This window comes from Sphingorhabdus sp. YGSMI21 (assembly GCF_002776575.1).
In the GTDB taxonomy this organism is placed as follows: Bacteria; Pseudomonadota; Alphaproteobacteria; order Sphingomonadales; family Sphingomonadaceae; genus Parasphingorhabdus.
In genome coordinates this window covers 1-16,396 of sequence record NZ_CP022548.1, presented here as the reverse complement: position 1 = coordinate 16,396, position 16,396 = coordinate 1, and the positions used below count along the sequence as shown (strand labels likewise).

At 56.7% G+C, this 16,396-nt stretch carries 14 protein-coding genes and 5 pseudogenes; 15 read left to right on the top strand and 4 right to left on the bottom strand.

The genetic code is table 11. The features are described from left to right. Positions 1–53 precede the first annotated feature (53 nt). The 3 genes and pseudogenes from CHN51_RS19435 to CHN51_RS00095 form a co-directional block, all read right to left on the bottom strand. Positions 54–1,538: a hypothetical protein gene (locus CHN51_RS19435; protein WP_123906193.1), complete on the bottom strand. Its 1,485-nt coding sequence runs from the start codon at positions 1,536–1,538 to the stop codon at positions 54–56. Between the two features lie 63 nt (positions 1,539–1,601). Further along, positions 1,602–2,243 carry a hypothetical protein gene (locus tag CHN51_RS00100; RefSeq protein ID WP_100092214.1) on the bottom strand — a complete coding sequence of 214 codons (642 nt, stop codon included), beginning with the start codon at positions 2,241–2,243 and terminating at the stop codon, positions 1,602–1,604. Between the two features lie 879 nt (positions 2,244–3,122). Beyond that, a pseudogene (locus tag CHN51_RS00095) lies at positions 3,123–4,310 on the bottom strand (IS110 family transposase). 368 nt (positions 4,311–4,678) lie between these two features. On the opposite strand from CHN51_RS00095, the gene CHN51_RS00090 reads away from it, so the two are divergent. From CHN51_RS00090 to CHN51_RS00035, 11 genes and pseudogenes are all read left to right on the top strand, one after another. After that, a complete protein-coding gene (locus tag CHN51_RS00090; protein WP_100092213.1) occupies positions 4,679–5,467 on the top strand; it encodes an ArdC-like ssDNA-binding domain-containing protein in 789 nt (262 codons plus the stop codon). Positions 5,468–5,526: 59 nt separating this feature from the next. Then, the gene (locus CHN51_RS00085; protein WP_100095342.1) at positions 5,527–6,465 is read left to right on the top strand and encodes a tyrosine-type recombinase/integrase; all 939 of its coding nucleotides are present in this window, start codon (positions 5,527–5,529) and stop codon (positions 6,463–6,465) included. Then, positions 6,462–7,394 (top strand): tyrosine-type recombinase/integrase, encoded by a 933-nt coding sequence (locus tag CHN51_RS00080; RefSeq protein ID WP_100092212.1) that lies wholly within the window; start codon positions 6,462–6,464, stop codon positions 7,392–7,394. The genes CHN51_RS00085 and CHN51_RS00080 overlap by 4 nt, the downstream gene beginning before the upstream one ends. Beyond that, positions 7,391–8,383 carry a tyrosine-type recombinase/integrase gene (locus CHN51_RS00075; RefSeq protein WP_100092211.1) on the top strand — a complete coding sequence of 331 codons (993 nt, stop codon included), beginning with the start codon at positions 7,391–7,393 and terminating at the stop codon, positions 8,381–8,383. The genes CHN51_RS00080 and CHN51_RS00075 overlap by 4 nt, the downstream gene beginning before the upstream one ends. A 110-nt stretch (positions 8,384–8,493) precedes the next feature. Next, positions 8,494–8,784: pseudogene (locus CHN51_RS00070) on the top strand (zincin-like metallopeptidase domain-containing protein); the annotation flags it as partial. After that, positions 8,781–8,996 carry a hypothetical protein gene (locus CHN51_RS00065; RefSeq protein WP_100092209.1) on the top strand — a complete coding sequence of 72 codons (216 nt, stop codon included), beginning with the start codon at positions 8,781–8,783 and terminating at the stop codon, positions 8,994–8,996. The pseudogene CHN51_RS00070 and the gene CHN51_RS00065, both read left to right, overlap by 4 nt. Before the next feature lie 181 nt (positions 8,997–9,177). After that, positions 9,178–11,010 carry a ParB/RepB/Spo0J family partition protein gene (locus tag CHN51_RS00060; protein WP_100092208.1) on the top strand — a complete coding sequence of 611 codons (1,833 nt, stop codon included), beginning with the start codon at positions 9,178–9,180 and terminating at the stop codon, positions 11,008–11,010. A 147-nt stretch (positions 11,011–11,157) separates the two neighbouring features. After that, a complete protein-coding gene (locus CHN51_RS00055) occupies positions 11,158–11,601 on the top strand; it encodes a hypothetical protein (protein ID WP_123906192.1) in 444 nt (147 codons plus the stop codon). Positions 11,602–11,648: 47 nt separating this feature from the next. After that, positions 11,649–11,972 (top strand): type II toxin-antitoxin system PrlF family antitoxin, encoded by a 324-nt coding sequence (locus CHN51_RS00050; protein ID WP_100092206.1) that lies wholly within the window; start codon positions 11,649–11,651, stop codon positions 11,970–11,972. 21 nt (positions 11,973–11,993) lie between these two features. Beyond that, entirely contained in the window at positions 11,994–12,449 is a 456-nt protein-coding gene (locus CHN51_RS00045) for a type II toxin-antitoxin system YhaV family toxin (protein WP_276308622.1), read from the top strand. Between the two features lie 625 nt (positions 12,450–13,074). Next, positions 13,075–13,398, top strand: coding sequence for a DUF736 domain-containing protein (locus CHN51_RS00035; RefSeq protein ID WP_100092203.1), 324 nt, complete (start codon positions 13,075–13,077; stop codon positions 13,396–13,398). Positions 13,399–13,449: 51 nt separating this feature from the next. On the opposite strand, the gene CHN51_RS20050 is transcribed toward CHN51_RS00035, so the two are convergent. Beyond that, positions 13,450–13,869, bottom strand: a complete 420-nt coding sequence (locus CHN51_RS20050) for a helix-turn-helix transcriptional regulator (protein ID WP_240616805.1) — start codon at positions 13,867–13,869, stop codon at positions 13,450–13,452. Positions 13,870–13,883: 14 nt separating this feature from the next. Here CHN51_RS20050 and CHN51_RS00025 point away from each other — a divergent pair. The 4 genes and pseudogenes from CHN51_RS00025 to CHN51_RS00005 all read left to right on the top strand — a co-directional run bounded on the left by CHN51_RS00025 (position 13,884) and on the right by CHN51_RS00005 (position 16,334). Next, positions 13,884–14,134 (top strand): annotated as a pseudogene (locus CHN51_RS00025) (DUF2285 domain-containing protein). A gap of 153 nt (positions 14,135–14,287) precedes the next feature. Further along, a complete protein-coding gene (locus tag CHN51_RS00020; protein WP_100092202.1) occupies positions 14,288–14,650 on the top strand; it encodes a DUF6499 domain-containing protein in 363 nt (120 codons plus the stop codon). A 564-nt stretch (positions 14,651–15,214) separates the two neighbouring features. Next, positions 15,215–15,469 (top strand): annotated as a pseudogene (locus CHN51_RS00010) (helix-turn-helix domain-containing protein); the annotation flags it as partial. 77 nt (positions 15,470–15,546) lie between these two features. Next, positions 15,547–16,334 (top strand): annotated as a pseudogene (locus CHN51_RS00005) (replication initiator protein A). Positions 16,335–16,396: the final 62 nt, after the last annotated feature.

Sequence of the window (16,396 nt, the reverse complement as noted above, 5' to 3'; positions counted from 1 at the left end):
TGTTCGGCCTAATAGGAAGAAAGGCTTCACCACAGCTGCGGCGCTGCCTCCAGCTAAAACGAGCGCTTACTCTCAGCAATCAGCCAATCAAACCATTCGTCCGATTCAAATCCCGGTAATTTCTTTGCCGCAACCAATTCGGGGATCAATTGCCGCCTTGCAGCACTGTCGGATAATCCGGTGTTACGAACCAACCGCAATTGATGAAATGCGATGTCGTTTGCATGATCGCGGTGAATCCAAAAATCCTCTGCAGCCTTGGCCCACTGGGTGTTGGCTTCCACGACGCGAATGATTTCGGGCCTATCGATGACATGCCCTTGGTGCGGCTTGGGGTCCTGCGCCAGCTTCCTGATAGCATCTATGGGCATGCAATCTTCGATAACGCTTGGCACCAAAGTTTTGGCGTCGGTCACTATCTGACGACAATCCTGGCAAACCGTAATCCGCTTACATTGCCCAAAGATTAGTGGCAGATCGTAATGAAAAGATCGGCGTTGTAGTGAAATGGGATTGGTCTCTTCTTCAAAATCGTTTAGTTCCATGATGAGTGCCATCCATTTGCCTTTTTTGGACAAGCGTGTGATTTCGAACTTGCTTCGCGAGCAGGCTGCACAGCTCCAGTTCGCCCCAGAATTGCGCCATGGAGACGAGTTCGCTTTCGTCTGATCTAACAATTGGAACTCTTCTGCAGTTGGAATACGAAAAGGGGCTGCAGACAATTTCTTGGGATTTGAGAAGCGCCCCGCTGTAGACCGCGATCGGGCTAGAAGGGCATCACCAATTCCCCTTGGGTGGTTCCGCGGCCCTCCTTGATCAGCCGCAAGTTTAAAGAGGAGTTTTGCGTCGTCATAGCCGGAATCGAGGCCAGTGTAGTTTAAGCGTTCACGGTCATGGAGTCCTGCGGTGATCCTTTTTGCCAGTTGTTCTGCAAATTTCAGTCGCTCGGAAAACTGCGCCTGAGCGTGCGTCCAAATTTCAAGCCCCCGGGCGTTATCGGGCTCGTGAGAACTGTTGGGCTTTGGCAAAATGAAATTTGCTATTTCCAATGGACTGAAGCTGAAATGGCGATCTACCCGGTGACCCAGCGCCGCCTTCATCGCCGCATCAGCCGCATTGCAATCGTTGCAGATCAATGTTTCTGCGAAGCGCTCTATGAGCAATAGAGCTGCGTTACACGCACGCTTGCGTACCCGTACGAGTTCATCCGGAATGTCATGACAGGTTGCCGCTCGCAGGATTTCCCCAGCTAGATCGCCAAGATGATCATGATGATGGTCAAGTTGGCAATGCAGCACGCCTTGATCTGTGAGCTTTGCAATTTCAGGTTTGTATCGCTGGCAGCAGGGGCATTGCCAAACCGGTGATGTCATGGCCCATGCTTCATTTAACTCAAGGCGATGGGTCCCGAAATGCGACAATAGCCATCGCGTTTGACGACTCCACTTGCCGTCTCGTCCCCATGCGAGTGGGTGGCTACTCACTTCATCATCGGTCATGCTACCGAAGTCGGGAATGGAGATGGTGATTTCTGTCATGACTTGATCGTGAACAAACGCTCGCGATAATGCAACTATGCGCGCATCACATCTCAAAGCAGTCTATTTGAACCGCCTAAATTTCCACAAATGTTTATAGATGTTGGCAAGGTATTCGGCAGTTTCGCTTGGAAAGCCTCTGCGAACCAATATTGATCTGAGTTCATTTTCGGGAATTTTCTGACGACTTTCTTTTATGAGCGTATAAAAACGCTTCCAGTCGAGCGGATGCAGGGAGGATGTGTTCGCCAACGCAGTAAAGTGTTCCAGCAGTGCGGCAGTGCGCTTTGACGGCGAAAATCGACCCTGTCCGGCCTGTTCTATCCTCAGGCGGATCCGTGCGGAGTTGGTCTGATTGTATGTTTTTAGTAATGGACCTGCCAGCAATCTTGCAGCATCGATATATGCCGCGCGGGTTGGTGGATTCGGATTCCACCTTCTCGCCCGCACTTCGAGCAACACGCGCTGGGGAATATCCTTTCGTGCAATCAATTGGAAACCGAGCCCTGAATGTTGGCTGTCCTTTTCAGACCGAAAGTTCACAACCTCCAAATCCGGTCCGGCTTCTTTACCTTTAAAATGCTCGACTTTAAAATTCCCCGATGAATTTCCAATTTCCGCTATGCGTTCGAAAAAAATAGAGAGCTCGATTGGAACGGCAATGTCAATGGCGGGGAGGAGGTCAACCATGTTGTTAGATAACATGCACCGTGCCGAAATTGATAGCTTTGCAATGAGAGAAAACTATAATATCATGATTTGAGGGGAAAGCCTTCCCCTGACCCGGAGCCGCTTCGCTGTCTCCGGCTACCCCTTCTGCGGGGACACCCCGCAACGCCCCGGGCAAATGAGCGGGGCTGATGACGCGCTCTGTTCCGCAGGCCGTGCGGCCTGCTCCTAAGGGCGCGGCTTTTTTCTTTGCCCCGCACGCACTCTGGACCGGTGGTCATAGTTTAAAGCGCAATCCGGCCGGACGACACGCCCCGACCGACCGTTTGCGCAAGCGATGATTGGCAATTTGCACCTCCTTCCAGGGTGCGGTTTTTTGGTTTTTAGCAATGCCGCTGGCCGCTCCAGCGATTTGTGGCACGAGCAGGTTTTGCGGACGGCGCGGACGCGCCGGCGTTGTTTTCCGGCTCCGACGAGTCGGGGTGGGCGGCGCTCCCGGCTAGGCCCGCCGCGCTCAGGCGCAACCCGGCCTTTCAGGACCGGGTATTTCTCTTTGTTTCATCCCTTCGGGTGCGCCTGACCGCTTGATGCGGGCCTTTCTGGTCGCTCTTGCCGCCCACCCCGCCTCACATGGAGAACTAAATGTCAACGCCTGCTTGTCATTGCCGTGTCCTTTCAAAATATATCCAAGGTCCGAGCCTGCTCATAACGGCATGGCAGTTCCTGCCAGTCCAACCTCACATGCGGTCGCCATTCGCAATGGCTGCACCAAGCCCCCGAATTCGTCGGGTCAGGCTCAGGGAAGACGGGACCATTCTCTCCGGCGGCATTTTAAGCCATGCGGGGTGGAGGTTCGCCTACCCTGGATCAGCCGGGTTTGATCATCCCCGGCTAATGGGGTAAATTTGCAATTGGCTATGCTTGGCTCATTATGGCTCCTTCGATCACAAGGCCCTCGCGCACATATTTCCACAGCGCGATCAGAAGTTTTCGGGCCAAGGCGATAATCGCCGGTTTGCGGCGACGCCCGCCGTCGAGTTTGACCCGTTCGTGGAACCAGCGCGACAATGCCGAGTCCGGCTGATGCAATAGCCAGAACCACGATAGCTGCACCATGATCGTGCGCAGGCGCGGATTACCTGACTTGGACACGCCCTGCTCATTGCTGACCGACCCACTTTGCCAAGGGGTTGGCGTGAGGCCCGCATAGGATGCGAGCTGTCGTCGATTATCAAAATGCCGATACAGGCCTTCAGCCCAGAGCACTTCGGCAAAGTCGGGGCCGATCCCTTTCAACCGGCGCAGCATGGTGGTACCCGATACGCCTTCTGGCGAATGGGCTGCTTCAGTACTGAGCGCATCGCGCGCCGCCTCAATAGCTTTCATCTGCTCAAGTATCAGCTCAATACGGTCGAGCGCCCGGCTGATCTCTGCCTTGGCATGCGGTGGCAATTCGCGCCCATCGCCTGTAAAGAGCTCGTCAAAGCGTACACGACGATCCCGTTTGAGGGGCTCGAAGCCGGTGATTCCTTGGGCAAACAGCAAGCCCTTGATCCGGTTGACGAGTTTGACACGCTCGGCAATTAGCGTTTTGCGCTCGCGGCTATTGCGGCGGCGATCCTCGTCTTCGGGCGATGGCGGACGCACCATAGCGCAAACGCGCGGATCGCCACGTTTGAACGCGAGCAAGCTGCGCAGCAATATCTCGCCGTCGATCCGGTCCGTCTTAACCCGACGACGCCGACGGGATGCTGCGATCGATGCGGCATCGACAACATGGCTTTCGATGCCTTCCTGTTCGAGCACCCGGTGGATCCAGAAGCCATCGAGACCGGCTTCTTGGATCACGACGAATGGAAAGGTCTGACCGGTTCGCGCCAGCGCTTTTTGCCTGAGGTTGGACAATCACTCCATCAGGCCGCCAATGTCGCCAGCACGCAAGGTGCATTTCGACATCCGCTCGCCGTCGCCCGGCAGCAGCGATGTGATCAGCCAGGTTGAACGGCTGAGCTCCATCGACACAAAAATTGCACCAAGCGTGGTTTGCACCGCCGGTGCGCATTCAACGTCAATTGCGTCTGCTACAACATGTTCATTTTTCATCCTTCGCTTCCTTTCGTGGTTTTGTGGCGCCGCGACTTGTTGAACCACGAAGCGGATTCGAAGGCGCGGTGTTGCCATCGCTGCGCGATGACGTTGTTTTAGGCCTGATCCAGGTCGCGGGTTGGGCGGCACTCCCTTCTAGGCCCGCTGCGGCATGCCGCAATGCTCGCTTCGCTCACTACCTCCTCTTCGTTCCGGCCCTTCGGGTGCAGCCTGCCTCAATCAGCGGGCCTTTCCGGTCGTTCTTCGCCGCCCACCCCCCTCCCTGGGTCAGGCGCGTGCGAGGATTTTGGTCCGAGCGCGCGGTCTGATCTCCATGGGGTCTCTCCGGGGCCGGTTGCGGCATTTTTGGGGTGACGGAGGCGGTTATGGTGCATGAAAATTCTAGGGTTTCGGATAGCGGCACGGGCAGGACAAGACAAGCAAAGCGCGCTTCGCGCGCAGCGCGCAAGACCCGCCGTAGCGGCAGTGCTGCGCCCAAGGCGTCGCTTTATGACGAAGTGACCGCGCAGATTATCGCGCAGCTGGAGGAAGGGATTTTTCCTTGGGTGAAGCCTTGGAACAGCGGCAACGCCGTGACCGGCTTGCCGCGCAACGCGATTTCAGGGCGACAATATTCGGGCATCAATATTCTGATTCTCTGGGGCGCGGTCATTGATGGCGACTATCCTTCGCAGGACTGGCTGACATTCCGGCAAGCCTTGGCCGCTGGCGGATGCGTTCGCAAGGGCGAGAAGGGCCGGACGGTTTTTTACGCTAACCGCTTTACGACCGACGAGGACAGAAAACAGCAAGGCGAGGGCGGCGCTGGCGATGGAGGTGCGCCTCGCTCGATTCCATTTCTCAAACGCTTTACCGTGTTCAACGCCGCGCAGTGCGATGGCTTGCCCGAGCGGCTGACCGCCGAACCCGCGCCCTTACCGGAGCGCGAATTGCACGGTCAGGCCGAGGCTTTGATTGCCGCGACAGCAGCGGACTTTCGGACGGGCGGGACCAAAGCCTTTTATAATGTTGGCGCGGATTTTGTGCAGGTTCCTCCGCAACCGGCCTTCACCCACCAGATCGACTATTACCGCACGGCCCTGCATGAACTTGGTCATAATGCCGTAACCGGGATTATGCCGCATCGCATCGAAGAAAGGCGGCTTTCAGTATGATACCGCCAAGGGCGTTCGGCATTATCTTTGCTGCTCCAACAATATGGAGTATGATGATTATGACTGAATCTATTAACGAGATACAGCGCACACGAGCAGCGTTGCTGATGGACTTTGAGGACTATCTTGTAAGGCAGCGAGGCCTCAGTCCGCGCACCATCTACCACACGCTTCGCTTCGCCAACCGGTTCCTCGATCACCGCTTCGGGAGCCGAATGATCGACCTGACGCGCCTTCGCGCCGCCGACACTACCAACTTTGTGCAGCACATATTGGCGCGCAGGACGCCATATCGCGACAAGACAGTGACGACCCATTTGCGGACCTTCTTCCAATATCTGTTCGCGTGCGGGGCGACCTCGGCAAATCTGGCCTTGAGTATACCAAAGACGGCCCAGCGCTGGAATGCGCGGCTGCCCCGGCACCTGTCGCCCGGTGCAGTCGAGGCCATTCTCGCTTCGGTGCACAGCAATCCCCGTCATGGCGCACGCGATTATGCAATGTTGCTGCTCATGGCGCGGTTGGGGCTGCGCGCTTCCGAGATTATCAAGGTCCAGCTTGATGATATAGACTGGCGAGCGGGCGAACTGCTCGTGCGCGGCAAGGGCGGGCTGCATGACAGGCTGCCAATAACAGCCGAGGTTGGCGAAGCGTTGAGCCGGTATCTTCGTGAGGAGCGTGGGCCGACGACCTGCCGAACGATGTTCGTCACGCACCGTGCGCCGCATCGCGGGTTCAAGGACGGCCAGATCGCCAACGCTATCCTCAAGGATGCACTGGCGGCCACGGGGCAGAAGCCGGTCACACCTTATGTGGGATCGCACCTCCTGCGTCATAGCCTTGCGACCCGGCTCATCAATGCTGGTGCATCGCTCGACGAGGTGGGCGATATGCTGCGACACCGCTCGCGATCATCGACCATGATATATGCTCGGCTTGATATTGAGGGCCTCAGGTCCATCGCGCAGCCATGGCCGGTTGCAGGAGGCGGACAATGAATGTCACATCCCAACTGGACCGCTATCTTGGCGTTAGGCGCAGCCTCGGTTATGACCTTCGCACCGATGAACGGGTACTGCGCCGGTTCGCCCGGTTTACCGATCAGGAAGGCGCTGCGCGCATTGATACGGCGCTGTTCCTGCGCTGGGATGCAAGCCTGCCTGACGTCAGCACATCGACACGTTCGGCCCGGCTTGGCAAGGTGCGGCTGTTCGCGCAGTGGCTGAGCAACATTGATCCCGCCCATGAAGTCCCGCCGCGTGGGCTGCTGCCGGGCCATACCGGGCGCTCGCGCCCGTATATATACAGCGAGGCCGAGATCACATCGATCATCGCGGCTGCGGGGGCGCTGCCCTCGATCTACGGTATGCGCGGACTGACCTTCTCGACCCTGTTCGGGCTTATTGCGGTGACGGGTCTCAGGATCAGCGAAGCGCTTGCGCTCGACCATGATGATCTTGCGAACGGTGTGCTGCGCGTTCGGCGCGGAAAACTCGGTAAGGAGCGGCTGCTTCCCCTTGATCCCACGGTGGTGACAAGGCTCGTCGCCTATGCTGCCGAGCGCGACCGGTTGCTGGGAAGTGTCCCGACATCCTTCTTCGTTAACTGCAAGGGAGCAAGGCCGACCGATTGCGGCACGCGCTACAACTTTGCGCAGGTATGCCAGCATATCGGCTTGCGAGCGCATCAGCGATATGGTCGGCATGGCCGGGGACCGCGTATCCATGATCTGCGCCACAGCTTTGCGGTGCGCACAATGATAAACTGGTACCGTACCGGCAAGGATCCGGCCCGCGAGATGATCCGGCTGACCACTTATCTGGGCCATACCGACCCCGACAACACGTTCTGGTATCTCGAAGCGGTGCCCGAACTGCTCGATCTGGCGATGGCGCGGGCAACCTCTTGCGGGGAGACGGACCAATGAGCGCTGCAACCTTGCCTGCGCTGATCCAGCGCTTCTTCACTGACCGGCTGTGCACCCAGATGGAAGCCAGCCCTCATACGGTTGCAAGCTATCGCGACACGTTCCGCCTGCTGTTGCGGTTCGCGGGTGCGCGCTGCGGTAAGCCGCCGGTCAAGCTCGCGGTCGAGGATATCGACGCCGATCTGGTTGCCGACTTCCTCGTTCATTGCGAGACCGTGCGCGGCAACAGCGCCCGCAGCCGCAACATCCGGCTTGCCGCGATCCGCTCGTTCTTCCGCTATGTCGCGATGACCGATCCGACCTGGCTGCTCCACTGTCAGCGCGTGCTGGCGATGCCCAGCAAACGCTATGTGAAACGCACGGTGACGTTCCTCGATACACCGGAGATCGCGGCATTGCTGGCGGCTCCTGATCGTGCGACGTGGGCCGGACGGCGTGATCATGCGCTGCTCCTGCTCGCGGTTCAGACGGGTCTCAGGGCGTCCGAGCTGGTGAACCTCAAGTGCGGCGATCTGACGCTTGGTACGGGCGCGTATATCCGTTGCATGGGCAAGGGCCGGAAGGAGCGATGCACACCGCTGCGCCGCGACACCGCCAAGCTGCTGGCGGCATGGATGAGCGAGCGCTGTGACGATAACAGCCCGCTGTTCCCGTCGATCCGGGGTGAGCGGCTGAGCCGTGATGCACTTGAACATCTGGTCCGCAAGCACTGCCTCACGGCATCGCGCGCGTGCCCGAGCATCGGGACCAAGCGTGTCACACCGCATACGCTGCGCCACAGCACCGCGATGGACCTCCTGCATCATGGCGTCGATCAAGCGGTGATCGCTCTCTGGCTCGGACATGAGTCGGTCGCAACCACCCAGATATACATCCACGCCGATATGCGAATGAAGGAAAAGGCACTCGCTCGGGTCGCTGCTCCGCAGGTGCCGACAGGCCGATACCGGCCCGATGATGGCCTCCTCGCGTTCCTCGAAGGACTCTGATTATGCCGAACCGCCGCATGGTCAAAGCCCGGAAATTAAACCCCCAGTGGAGGCTATGCGGCATAATCCCGGTTACGGCATTATGGCCCTTATGCCGATATCGGCATAATGGCCACTGGACGGGACACAAGACCCGTCTTGGCCGCGACCAGTCGGGCGGTTTCGGGACCGCGCTCTATGCGCGGGAGGAACTTTGCGCCGAACTGGCTTCGGCTTTCCTTTGTGCGGCGCTCGGTATCGTGCCGACCGTGCGCCATGCCGATTATCTCGGCTCATGGCTGGCGGTATTGCGGCAGGACAATCGTGCCATTTTCAAAGCCGCCAGTCAGGCCAGCAAGGCGGCAGATTATTTACTGGCGTTTACCGATCAGGTGCCGCTGCGTTCGGAGTGTGTGGCATGAGCAGGGAGTTGCCAGATGATGCCGCCGCGCCGCTTGAAGCGGAGCAAACGCCGATTGGCGTTCAGACGTTGGTGTCGGGCGTTGCGCCGATCACGCCAGCCCAGAGGCTGGCGATGCGCGCCAATGCGCCGATGGAACCCAAAAAGGCCCAGCGACCCGCCGATCATGGCCTGTTCGACACCAATAGCCGCAACCAGATCGAGATGTTCTGAAATGGCTTTCTTGCAAATTTTGACCCCCTTCCGCCGCCTTGCCGCGTCCCCCCGCGGGCAGGGTGCGGCAGACTCCGCACGGCAATCCCACCGTGCGGACCACCGGCCCCGCTTCCACCGCCACCCCCGTATGCAACGGGAGCGGGGCCAATCATCAACCTAACTTAGTAGGAGAAAGAAAATGCAACTCGAAAATATAGACCTCGCCAAACTCTCGGTGTCACCGGCCAATATGCGAAACGCCAAGAAGCCGCCCGACATTAGCGATATATTACCCTCGGTGCGGGTAAGGGGCGTTCTTGTTCCCTTGCTGGTCCGTCCGAACGGCAGCGCCGATACATTCGAGATTGTCGCCGGACGGCGGCGCTATCATGCCGCGACGACCGTTGCCGAAGAAGGCGGCAGCGATGGACCGCTCCCTTGCGCGATACTCGAAGAAGGCGATGATGCCGCCGCCTTGGAAGCGTCCTTGATTGAAAATCTTGTCCGCGAAAATCCCGACGAGGTAACGCAGTGGGAACAATTCACACAGTTAGTCAAGAAAGGCCGCAAGGCTAGCGAGATTGCCGATACGTTCGGGATGGATGAAAAGATGGTGGGGCGCATTCTTGCGCTTGGTAATCTGATGCCGCCCATCCGTAACGCCTATCGCCGCGAAGAGATTGATGCGGCCACCGTGCGCCATCTGACATTGGCCAGCAAGGCGCAGCAAAAAGCGTGGCTGGCTCTGTTCAGGGATGAAGAAGCCTATGCGCCGCGCGGGGCGCAGCTAAAGGCATGGCTATTTGGCGGCGCGTCAATTTCCACATCCGCCGCGATCTTCGATCTGGCGGAGTTCACGGGGCAGATCGTCAGCGACCTGTTTGCGGAGGATGGCTATTTTGCCGATGCCGATCAGTTCTGGGAAGCGCAGACCGGCGCCATTGAAGCGAAGAAGGCTCAATATCTTGAAGCTGGCTGGAGCGATGTGCAGATCATTCCGCAAGATAGCTATTTTCAGACTTGGGACCATGAAAAGACCACCAAGCGCAAGGGAGGCCGCGTCTATATTGATGTAAGCGCCAAGGGGGAGGTGACGTTCCATGAAGGCTATCTAACCGCCAAGGAAGCACGGGTGCGCGAAACCGGACAGACGGACAGCAAGGCAGAAAAGCCCAAGCGTCCCGAGATTACGGGACCAATGGCGGAATATATCGATCTGCACCGCCACGCTGCCGTGCGCTGCGAACTCGCGGCCAGCCCTTATGTCGCGCTGCGCGTCATGGTCGCCCATGCGATTTGTGGTTCGTCCTTGTGGAATGTGAAAGTGCAAGAACAGCGCAGCCGCAAGGAGGCGATCACCGAGAGCATCGAAACCAGTGTGGCGGAGGCCCGTTTTGACGAGCGCCGCCGTGCGGTATTGGCGGTGCTTGGCTTTGATGCCGACGAAGCCACCGTTACGCTCGGCCATGAGACACGCGACGGCATAAGCGGCTTGTTGCTCCGCTTGCTCGATGTGCCCGATGCTGTGGTTATGGAGATATTGGGCGTTGTCATGGCTGAAACGCTGGCCGCTGGCAGCGATCTTATCGAGACTCTGGGCGTCCATCTCGATGTGGAAATGGCGGATTACTGGACGGCGGACGAAGCATTCTTTGATCTTGTGCGTGACCGCGAAGTCCTGACCGCGCTTTTGGGCGAAGTTGGCGGAGCCAGCATTGCCGCTGCGAACGTCAGTGAAAAGACCAAGACGGTGAAGGGCATTATCGGCGACCATCTGGCTGGCGAGAATGACCGTGAGAAAAAGGAAGCGTGGGTTCCGCGCTGGATGGCGTTTCCGCCGTCGGCTTATACGACACGCGGCGGTGTCGGCACGGTTGTCGCCGCCGAAAGAGCCAAGTGGCTCATGGAAGAGGACGAGCCATCGGAGCCGGAACCGCAGGTTGAGGCCGTTACCGCGTCAGCAAAAGACGAGGACGACAGCGGCGAAGCCACCCATAGCGAAGCCGCCGAGGACGGGCGGATTGCGGCTTGAGAGATTGAGCGGACGGCGCGGATAGTGCCGTCCGTTTTTGTTCCCGATTGAAACGGCTGCGCGTTGGCGCTATAATTCAATCAACAAAAATGCGCTGTGGTGGTGGAGGTGAGCGCGTCCGGTGGCTTTATGCCCAAGGAGGACGCCATGATACTTGCTATTATTTTCGCGATTGTCGCAATACTGCTGCTGTGCAAATTGACTTTTAACCTGATTATTTATGCGCTCCCGCTTTATGTGGGAGCGACTGCCGGTTTCGCGCTGTATTCTGGCGGAACCGGATGGTTCGTGAGCGTATTTGCCGGAATTGTCGCTGCAATGGCCACGCTTATTCTTGCACACTGGCTATTGGCTTTGGCCAAATCGCCGTTGATGCAGACGGCTATCGGTCTGGTCTTTGCTGCTCCCGCCGCCTTTGCTGCCTATCATCTGGTGCACGGCATTGTCGCATCGTCGATGCCATCGACCATTTGGACAGTGGCTGTGTCAGGCACGGGCGCTGCAATATTCGGGATATTCGCCTGGACTCGCGCATTAAGCCTATCGCCCGCGCCTGCACCTACACCGGCAAATATTGAATCCCTTTCTTGACAAGGTAAGGAATATTCCTTACATAATGCACTCGAAAGGAATTCAGCATGGGCGTTGAACTGGAAAAAATCAGCACGATCACGGCCAAGGGGCAGACCACGATTCCCAAAGCGGTACGTCAGGCCTTGGGCGTTGATTTTGGTGGCCGCATTGCATTCCATGTTGGCGATGACGGCGTGACACTATCCCGCGCCGATGCTGGCGACGATCCCGCCATTGATGCGTTTCTGGGTTTTCTGGCAAAAGATATCAAGCAGCATCCGCAAAAGATCAAGGCGCTTTCGCCCGATCTGGCGAAACGCATTGCCACGCTGACCGATAGCATATCGGTCAATCTCGATGACGAGATTGACGGCGATGTTGCGCTTTAGTTTGTTAGCACCGCTGCGATGATAACCGTTAATGGCTGGACGCTCTACGCCCATCCGCTCTTCCTCGAACAGCTAGAAAAGCTGACCAAGGCTGTCGAGAAAGCAAAAAAGAAAAATCCCAAAGACTATCAGAAATCGGCCAACGCCAAATTATTGGCTGCTATCCGCAAACTGGCATTTGAAGATATACCGGTTGATCCGGCACGGCCCGAATATCGGCAGGGCGGGACATTGGGCGCGACACGCAAGCACTGGTTTCGCTCCAAATTTGCCGGCGGGCGGTTTCGGTTATTTTTTCGTTACAGTAGCAGCGCAAAAATCCTCGTCTACGCTTGGGTCAATGATCAGAATACGCTGCGCACCTATGGCTCCAAAAGCGATGCCTATGCGGTATTCAGGAAAATGCTGGACAAGGACAATCCACCCGACGATTGGGATGCGCTGATGGCGGCTAGCGTCGATCTGCCAGAATCGTGATTTCCCGCGATAGTCCCACCCGAATGGTTCGGGCAGGGCAATTGGATTGACTGGCCGCTAACTAAAACGTGCATGACCTTCGTATATATTGTCAGTCATCTTCATCGGCGAACTGCCAAAATGATGGGATTGGGATGGAGGCTGGGCTGATCCGTTGAATGGCTCGGCCAGTTCATAATCATGGCGGCAGCGCCAATTTTTTCCGCGATAAAAACGGGCAGGGCGGGATATTCATCTCGCGTAAATTAGGACATCAACTACGTTGTGGTCCGAAGTCATTCCCACATATTTAGCCGTTAGAGCGCGTTCGGACTTTGCTCGGACAGCGATATTTGCCAGTTTCCCCTACATTCTGATTAGATCAACTCCGCGCCCAGCACGGTCTCTTCGAATGGCTTGGTAGGCCGGAAGCGGCTTCGCCTTAGGGCCTTTGCTACAACGCTGGCCTCGCCAATTTCTTCCCCTGCCTGCTTGCAGGCATTCCTCGCGGAAACAAGAAATGGCCGTGTCCAGTGTCCTTCGCTGCGCTGCGGCCTTACAGGTGCAGCAGTCCCTATCCCGGCCTTTGAACCAGCCATCGAGACCGTGATGAGCGCGGGATCGATATAACTCAAGGAGAAATACAATGGCAAATATCGGATCATTCACAAAGTCAGGTGAAAGCTACAAAGGCGAAATCGTCACAATGAGCGTTCAGACCAAGAACGTCCGCATCGTTTCCGAAACGCCAAGCGAAAATGAAAACGCACCGACCCACCGGGTTTTTGTGGGCCGCGCAGAAATTGGAGCCGCCTGGACCAAGAGCTCAAACGAAGGCCGCGATTATCTTTCGGTCAAGCTTGACGATCCCAGCTTCACCGCACCGATTTTCGCAAATCTGTTCGATGATGAAGATGGCAAGACCTACAATCTGATCTGGTCACGCGCCCGTAAGGCCAGCGGCGAATAGGTCCGCCAATTCCAGCCCCGCCCGATCCGTTCGGGCGGGGCTTTTTCTATTTCATGATTTCTCTTCTTCAGCGCGGATCAGCACGTGGGCTTCAATCCCCAGTTCGCGCGCCAAATCCTCAACCACCTCAATGCTCGCCGCATATTGGCAGCGCTCAAGCGAGCTGATGTAGGTCCGGTCAATCCCGGCCCGATGCGCAAGCTCTTCCTGCGACAGCCCGGCAGCGTGCCGGTAACGCTTCAAATTTACAGCCAGTATTTCCCGTATATTCATCCATGCGAGAAACAACAGTTGCAGAGTATTTAACCACGGAGTATTCTCTACAACGCGTTTTATCAGGGATTTACGCGGTTTTGCCTTGTCCCCATTTTTACTAACAAGGCCCAGAAAGCGCATAAAGATTTTTGACCATTTCGGCCAGAATTTACGTATAGAGACAAATTGGATCGCTGGAATGAAGAGGTTAAACATGACCATTATTCCGTTTGAAGAACAAACCGCCGAACGACAAGCGCGTCACTAGCTATGACGAGCGGCATTTTGTCACCTACCTCCGGCTGCTCGATGCCGATGCCGAAGGGCGCAAACTGGCGTGAGGTAGCAATGATCGTTTTTGGCATTGATCCAGACTTGGAACCGGATCGGGCGCCAAAAAGTTCACGCCAACCATCTCGCGCGGGCGCGCTGGATGACGGAATCCGGATATCGCCATTTGCTCGAAGAAAAACCGAAATAAATGGTATGCAGCCCAACTAAAATATCCCCAATTTGGTTTTATATCATTCGCTTGTTCGGATAGCGTCATGCAAAAACGGGGGCTTGTTATTCACCGTAGCCTTTTGCTTTTCTTTACAGTCGCTTCGCCGCGAACTGGCAAGGAGAGGGGCATATGTTCCAAGCACCTGACTGGCGTTCACCTGATGTGGCAGAACATTATTCGAGATATGACAATGCCGATTTCGCGCAGGAGTTCTTGCGGCGTAATCGCGATTATCGCCGAGATTATCAGAAAGCCCGTGACCGCGTTGAAAGCCAGGGATATGATGCAAAACGGGAGATGGAATCCCTAGCCAAGCGTTGGGGTATGATTTTCCCGTTTAATCCTAATGCAACCAGTCTTTCCGATCCTGCCATCTGGCTGCCGACATTAGTTTCATCGTGCGTAATTGTGGCAGAGGCACCTCCTGAAATTTCCCGAAACAATTTCACTCACGCCCGAAAATCTGGATCGCATTGCCGCCCGTTACGATAGCGACGATGATCATTATATCGTGTCGACGGCAGGCGCGGTCATCATAGATTGTGGCTGCATGATTGTGACCTGTACGCACCGCTCGCCATCCTCATCCCCACAGATAGCAGGCTTTCCGGCGCGATTGGTTGCGAGCGAACGCTTCTATCGGCTGATCGACGGTCAGAAAGCACGAGGACAAGCCACAAGATCCATGCCAACCCGCTATCAACGATTTCGCTTCGTGCAACTCCTAAAGCCTGCTTGACGCCGAAGCGGAAGGAGTGACACGCCGGAATATGGCGTTTCAAATTCTCTATCCGCGCCATCCAAAAACTGCGCAGTTCCGAATGGAAATCATCTGGGCGAGCGTCGACGCTTATATCGCATGATCGATGACGCGCATCATCTTGCAAAAGCGGGTATCGCAAATTATTGCAGGGGTGACAATTTTACGGGCCTGCATTTAGCCACTCCTTGGAACCATCAGACTTTCGCCACAACGGCCTCCACATTGATTGCACCCGCAAATCCTGCCGTTGCACCGCCGGAGACCCTTGATGACCGAAACCCGCGCCGTCCGTAACGCCGTCTTACCTTAGAACGCCCGATGCCGCTGTGCATCTTGGACTGTCACCCCGCACACTTGAAAAGCATCGTTGCTACGGAACGGGACCGGTCTTTCGCAAGTTAGGCGGACGTATCGTTTACGCTCTTTCAGATCTGGAAGCATGGGCGGACCTGGGCACACGGCGCTCAACCTCCGACCCGGGCAAGGGAACCGTTCATCCGGCAAAGCGCCTGCCCACGATATGGTCCGGCGTTGAGTGCGAGCTGTGACTGCAACTGCCAACAGTCAGCTTGATTTGTTTCAAGCGATCCCCGGAGATTTTGCCGTGCGCGACGTACAGGATTTGATGACCTGGCCCTTTTCAGCCTAGCCAAATCCAAACGTGTTCGCCCGATTGATTTCCAAAATGGGCAATGTCACCATCAATGTCGAGGCCACGCCCGAACATGGCATGGCGACCATCTGGGATGCTGACATATTGATCTGGGCCGCGAGCCAGATTGTTGAGGCCTGCGATTCCGGCATCCCGACATCACGGCTAATGACGGCCACACCTCATGAGATATTGCGCTTCACGCAGCGCGGAACCGCTGTGCATCATTACAACCGATTGAAAGCGGCGCTCGACCGGCTGCAATCGACCACTGTTGCAACCTCTATCCGGCAACCCAACGAACGCCGTCGCCACCGTTTTTCGTGGATCAACGAATGGAAAAGAACAACTTGATGCCAATGGCAGGCCATTGGGTATCGAGCTAATTCTGCCCGACTGGTTTTACAGCGCGGTCATCGATCAGGCGCTCGTTCTCACCATCGACCGAAAATATTTTAAGCTAACGGGCGGCCTCGAACGCTGGCTTTACCGGGATGGTGCGCAAAACATGGCGGACATCAGAAGGGCGGATGGAGTTTTGATGTTGCGCATCTCCATCTTAAATCTGGCGCGCTCAGTCCGCTTAAGAAATTTGCATTTGATCTACGCCGTATCGCTGCACGCCAGTCACTGCCAGGATATAGGCTTGCCATCGGCATGGAATCTTGGTCGCGAGCGACTGAGCTTTGTTGCGATACCCGAACATCCGCTCGACCAAGGCGGCAAGGATCATGGGGCTCGCGCCTGTGGATAAGCCATGACCGGGCTCGTCCTATCAGTAACCGCGAGGCTCGTCCTATCGGTAACCACCAGCTCGTCCTAT

What these genes read in the sequence shown, in the direction of transcription:
- CHN51_RS00055 (WP_123906192.1), top strand. Translation starts at nt 11,158, where the DNA reads ATGATACTTGCTATTATTTTCGCGATTGTCGCAATACTGCTGCTGTGC.
- CHN51_RS00080 (WP_100092212.1), top strand. Translation starts at nt 6,462, where the DNA reads ATGAATGTCACATCCCAACTGGACCGCTATCTTGGCGTTAGGCGCAGC.
- CHN51_RS00065 (WP_100092209.1), top strand. Translation starts at nt 8,781, where the DNA reads ATGAGCAGGGAGTTGCCAGATGATGCCGCCGCGCCGCTTGAAGCGGAG.
- CHN51_RS00085 (WP_100095342.1), top strand. Translation starts at nt 5,527, where the DNA reads ATGACTGAATCTATTAACGAGATACAGCGCACACGAGCAGCGTTGCTG.
- CHN51_RS00050 (WP_100092206.1), top strand. Translation starts at nt 11,649, where the DNA reads ATGGGCGTTGAACTGGAAAAAATCAGCACGATCACGGCCAAGGGGCAG.
- CHN51_RS00075 (WP_100092211.1), top strand. Translation starts at nt 7,391, where the DNA reads ATGAGCGCTGCAACCTTGCCTGCGCTGATCCAGCGCTTCTTCACTGAC.
- CHN51_RS19435 (WP_123906193.1), bottom strand. Translation starts at nt 1,538, where the DNA reads ATGACAGAAATCACCATCTCCATTCCCGACTTCGGTAGCATGACCGAT.
- CHN51_RS00100 (WP_100092214.1), bottom strand. Translation starts at nt 2,243, where the DNA reads ATGTTATCTAACAACATGGTTGACCTCCTCCCCGCCATTGACATTGCC.
- CHN51_RS00020 (WP_100092202.1), top strand. Translation starts at nt 14,288, where the DNA reads ATGTTCCAAGCACCTGACTGGCGTTCACCTGATGTGGCAGAACATTAT.
- CHN51_RS00035 (WP_100092203.1), top strand. Translation starts at nt 13,075, where the DNA reads ATGGCAAATATCGGATCATTCACAAAGTCAGGTGAAAGCTACAAAGGC.
- CHN51_RS00060 (WP_100092208.1), top strand. Translation starts at nt 9,178, where the DNA reads ATGCAACTCGAAAATATAGACCTCGCCAAACTCTCGGTGTCACCGGCC.
- CHN51_RS20050 (WP_240616805.1), bottom strand. Translation starts at nt 13,869, where the DNA reads ATGTTTAACCTCTTCATTCCAGCGATCCAATTTGTCTCTATACGTAAA.
- CHN51_RS00090 (WP_100092213.1), top strand. Translation starts at nt 4,679, where the DNA reads ATGGTGCATGAAAATTCTAGGGTTTCGGATAGCGGCACGGGCAGGACA.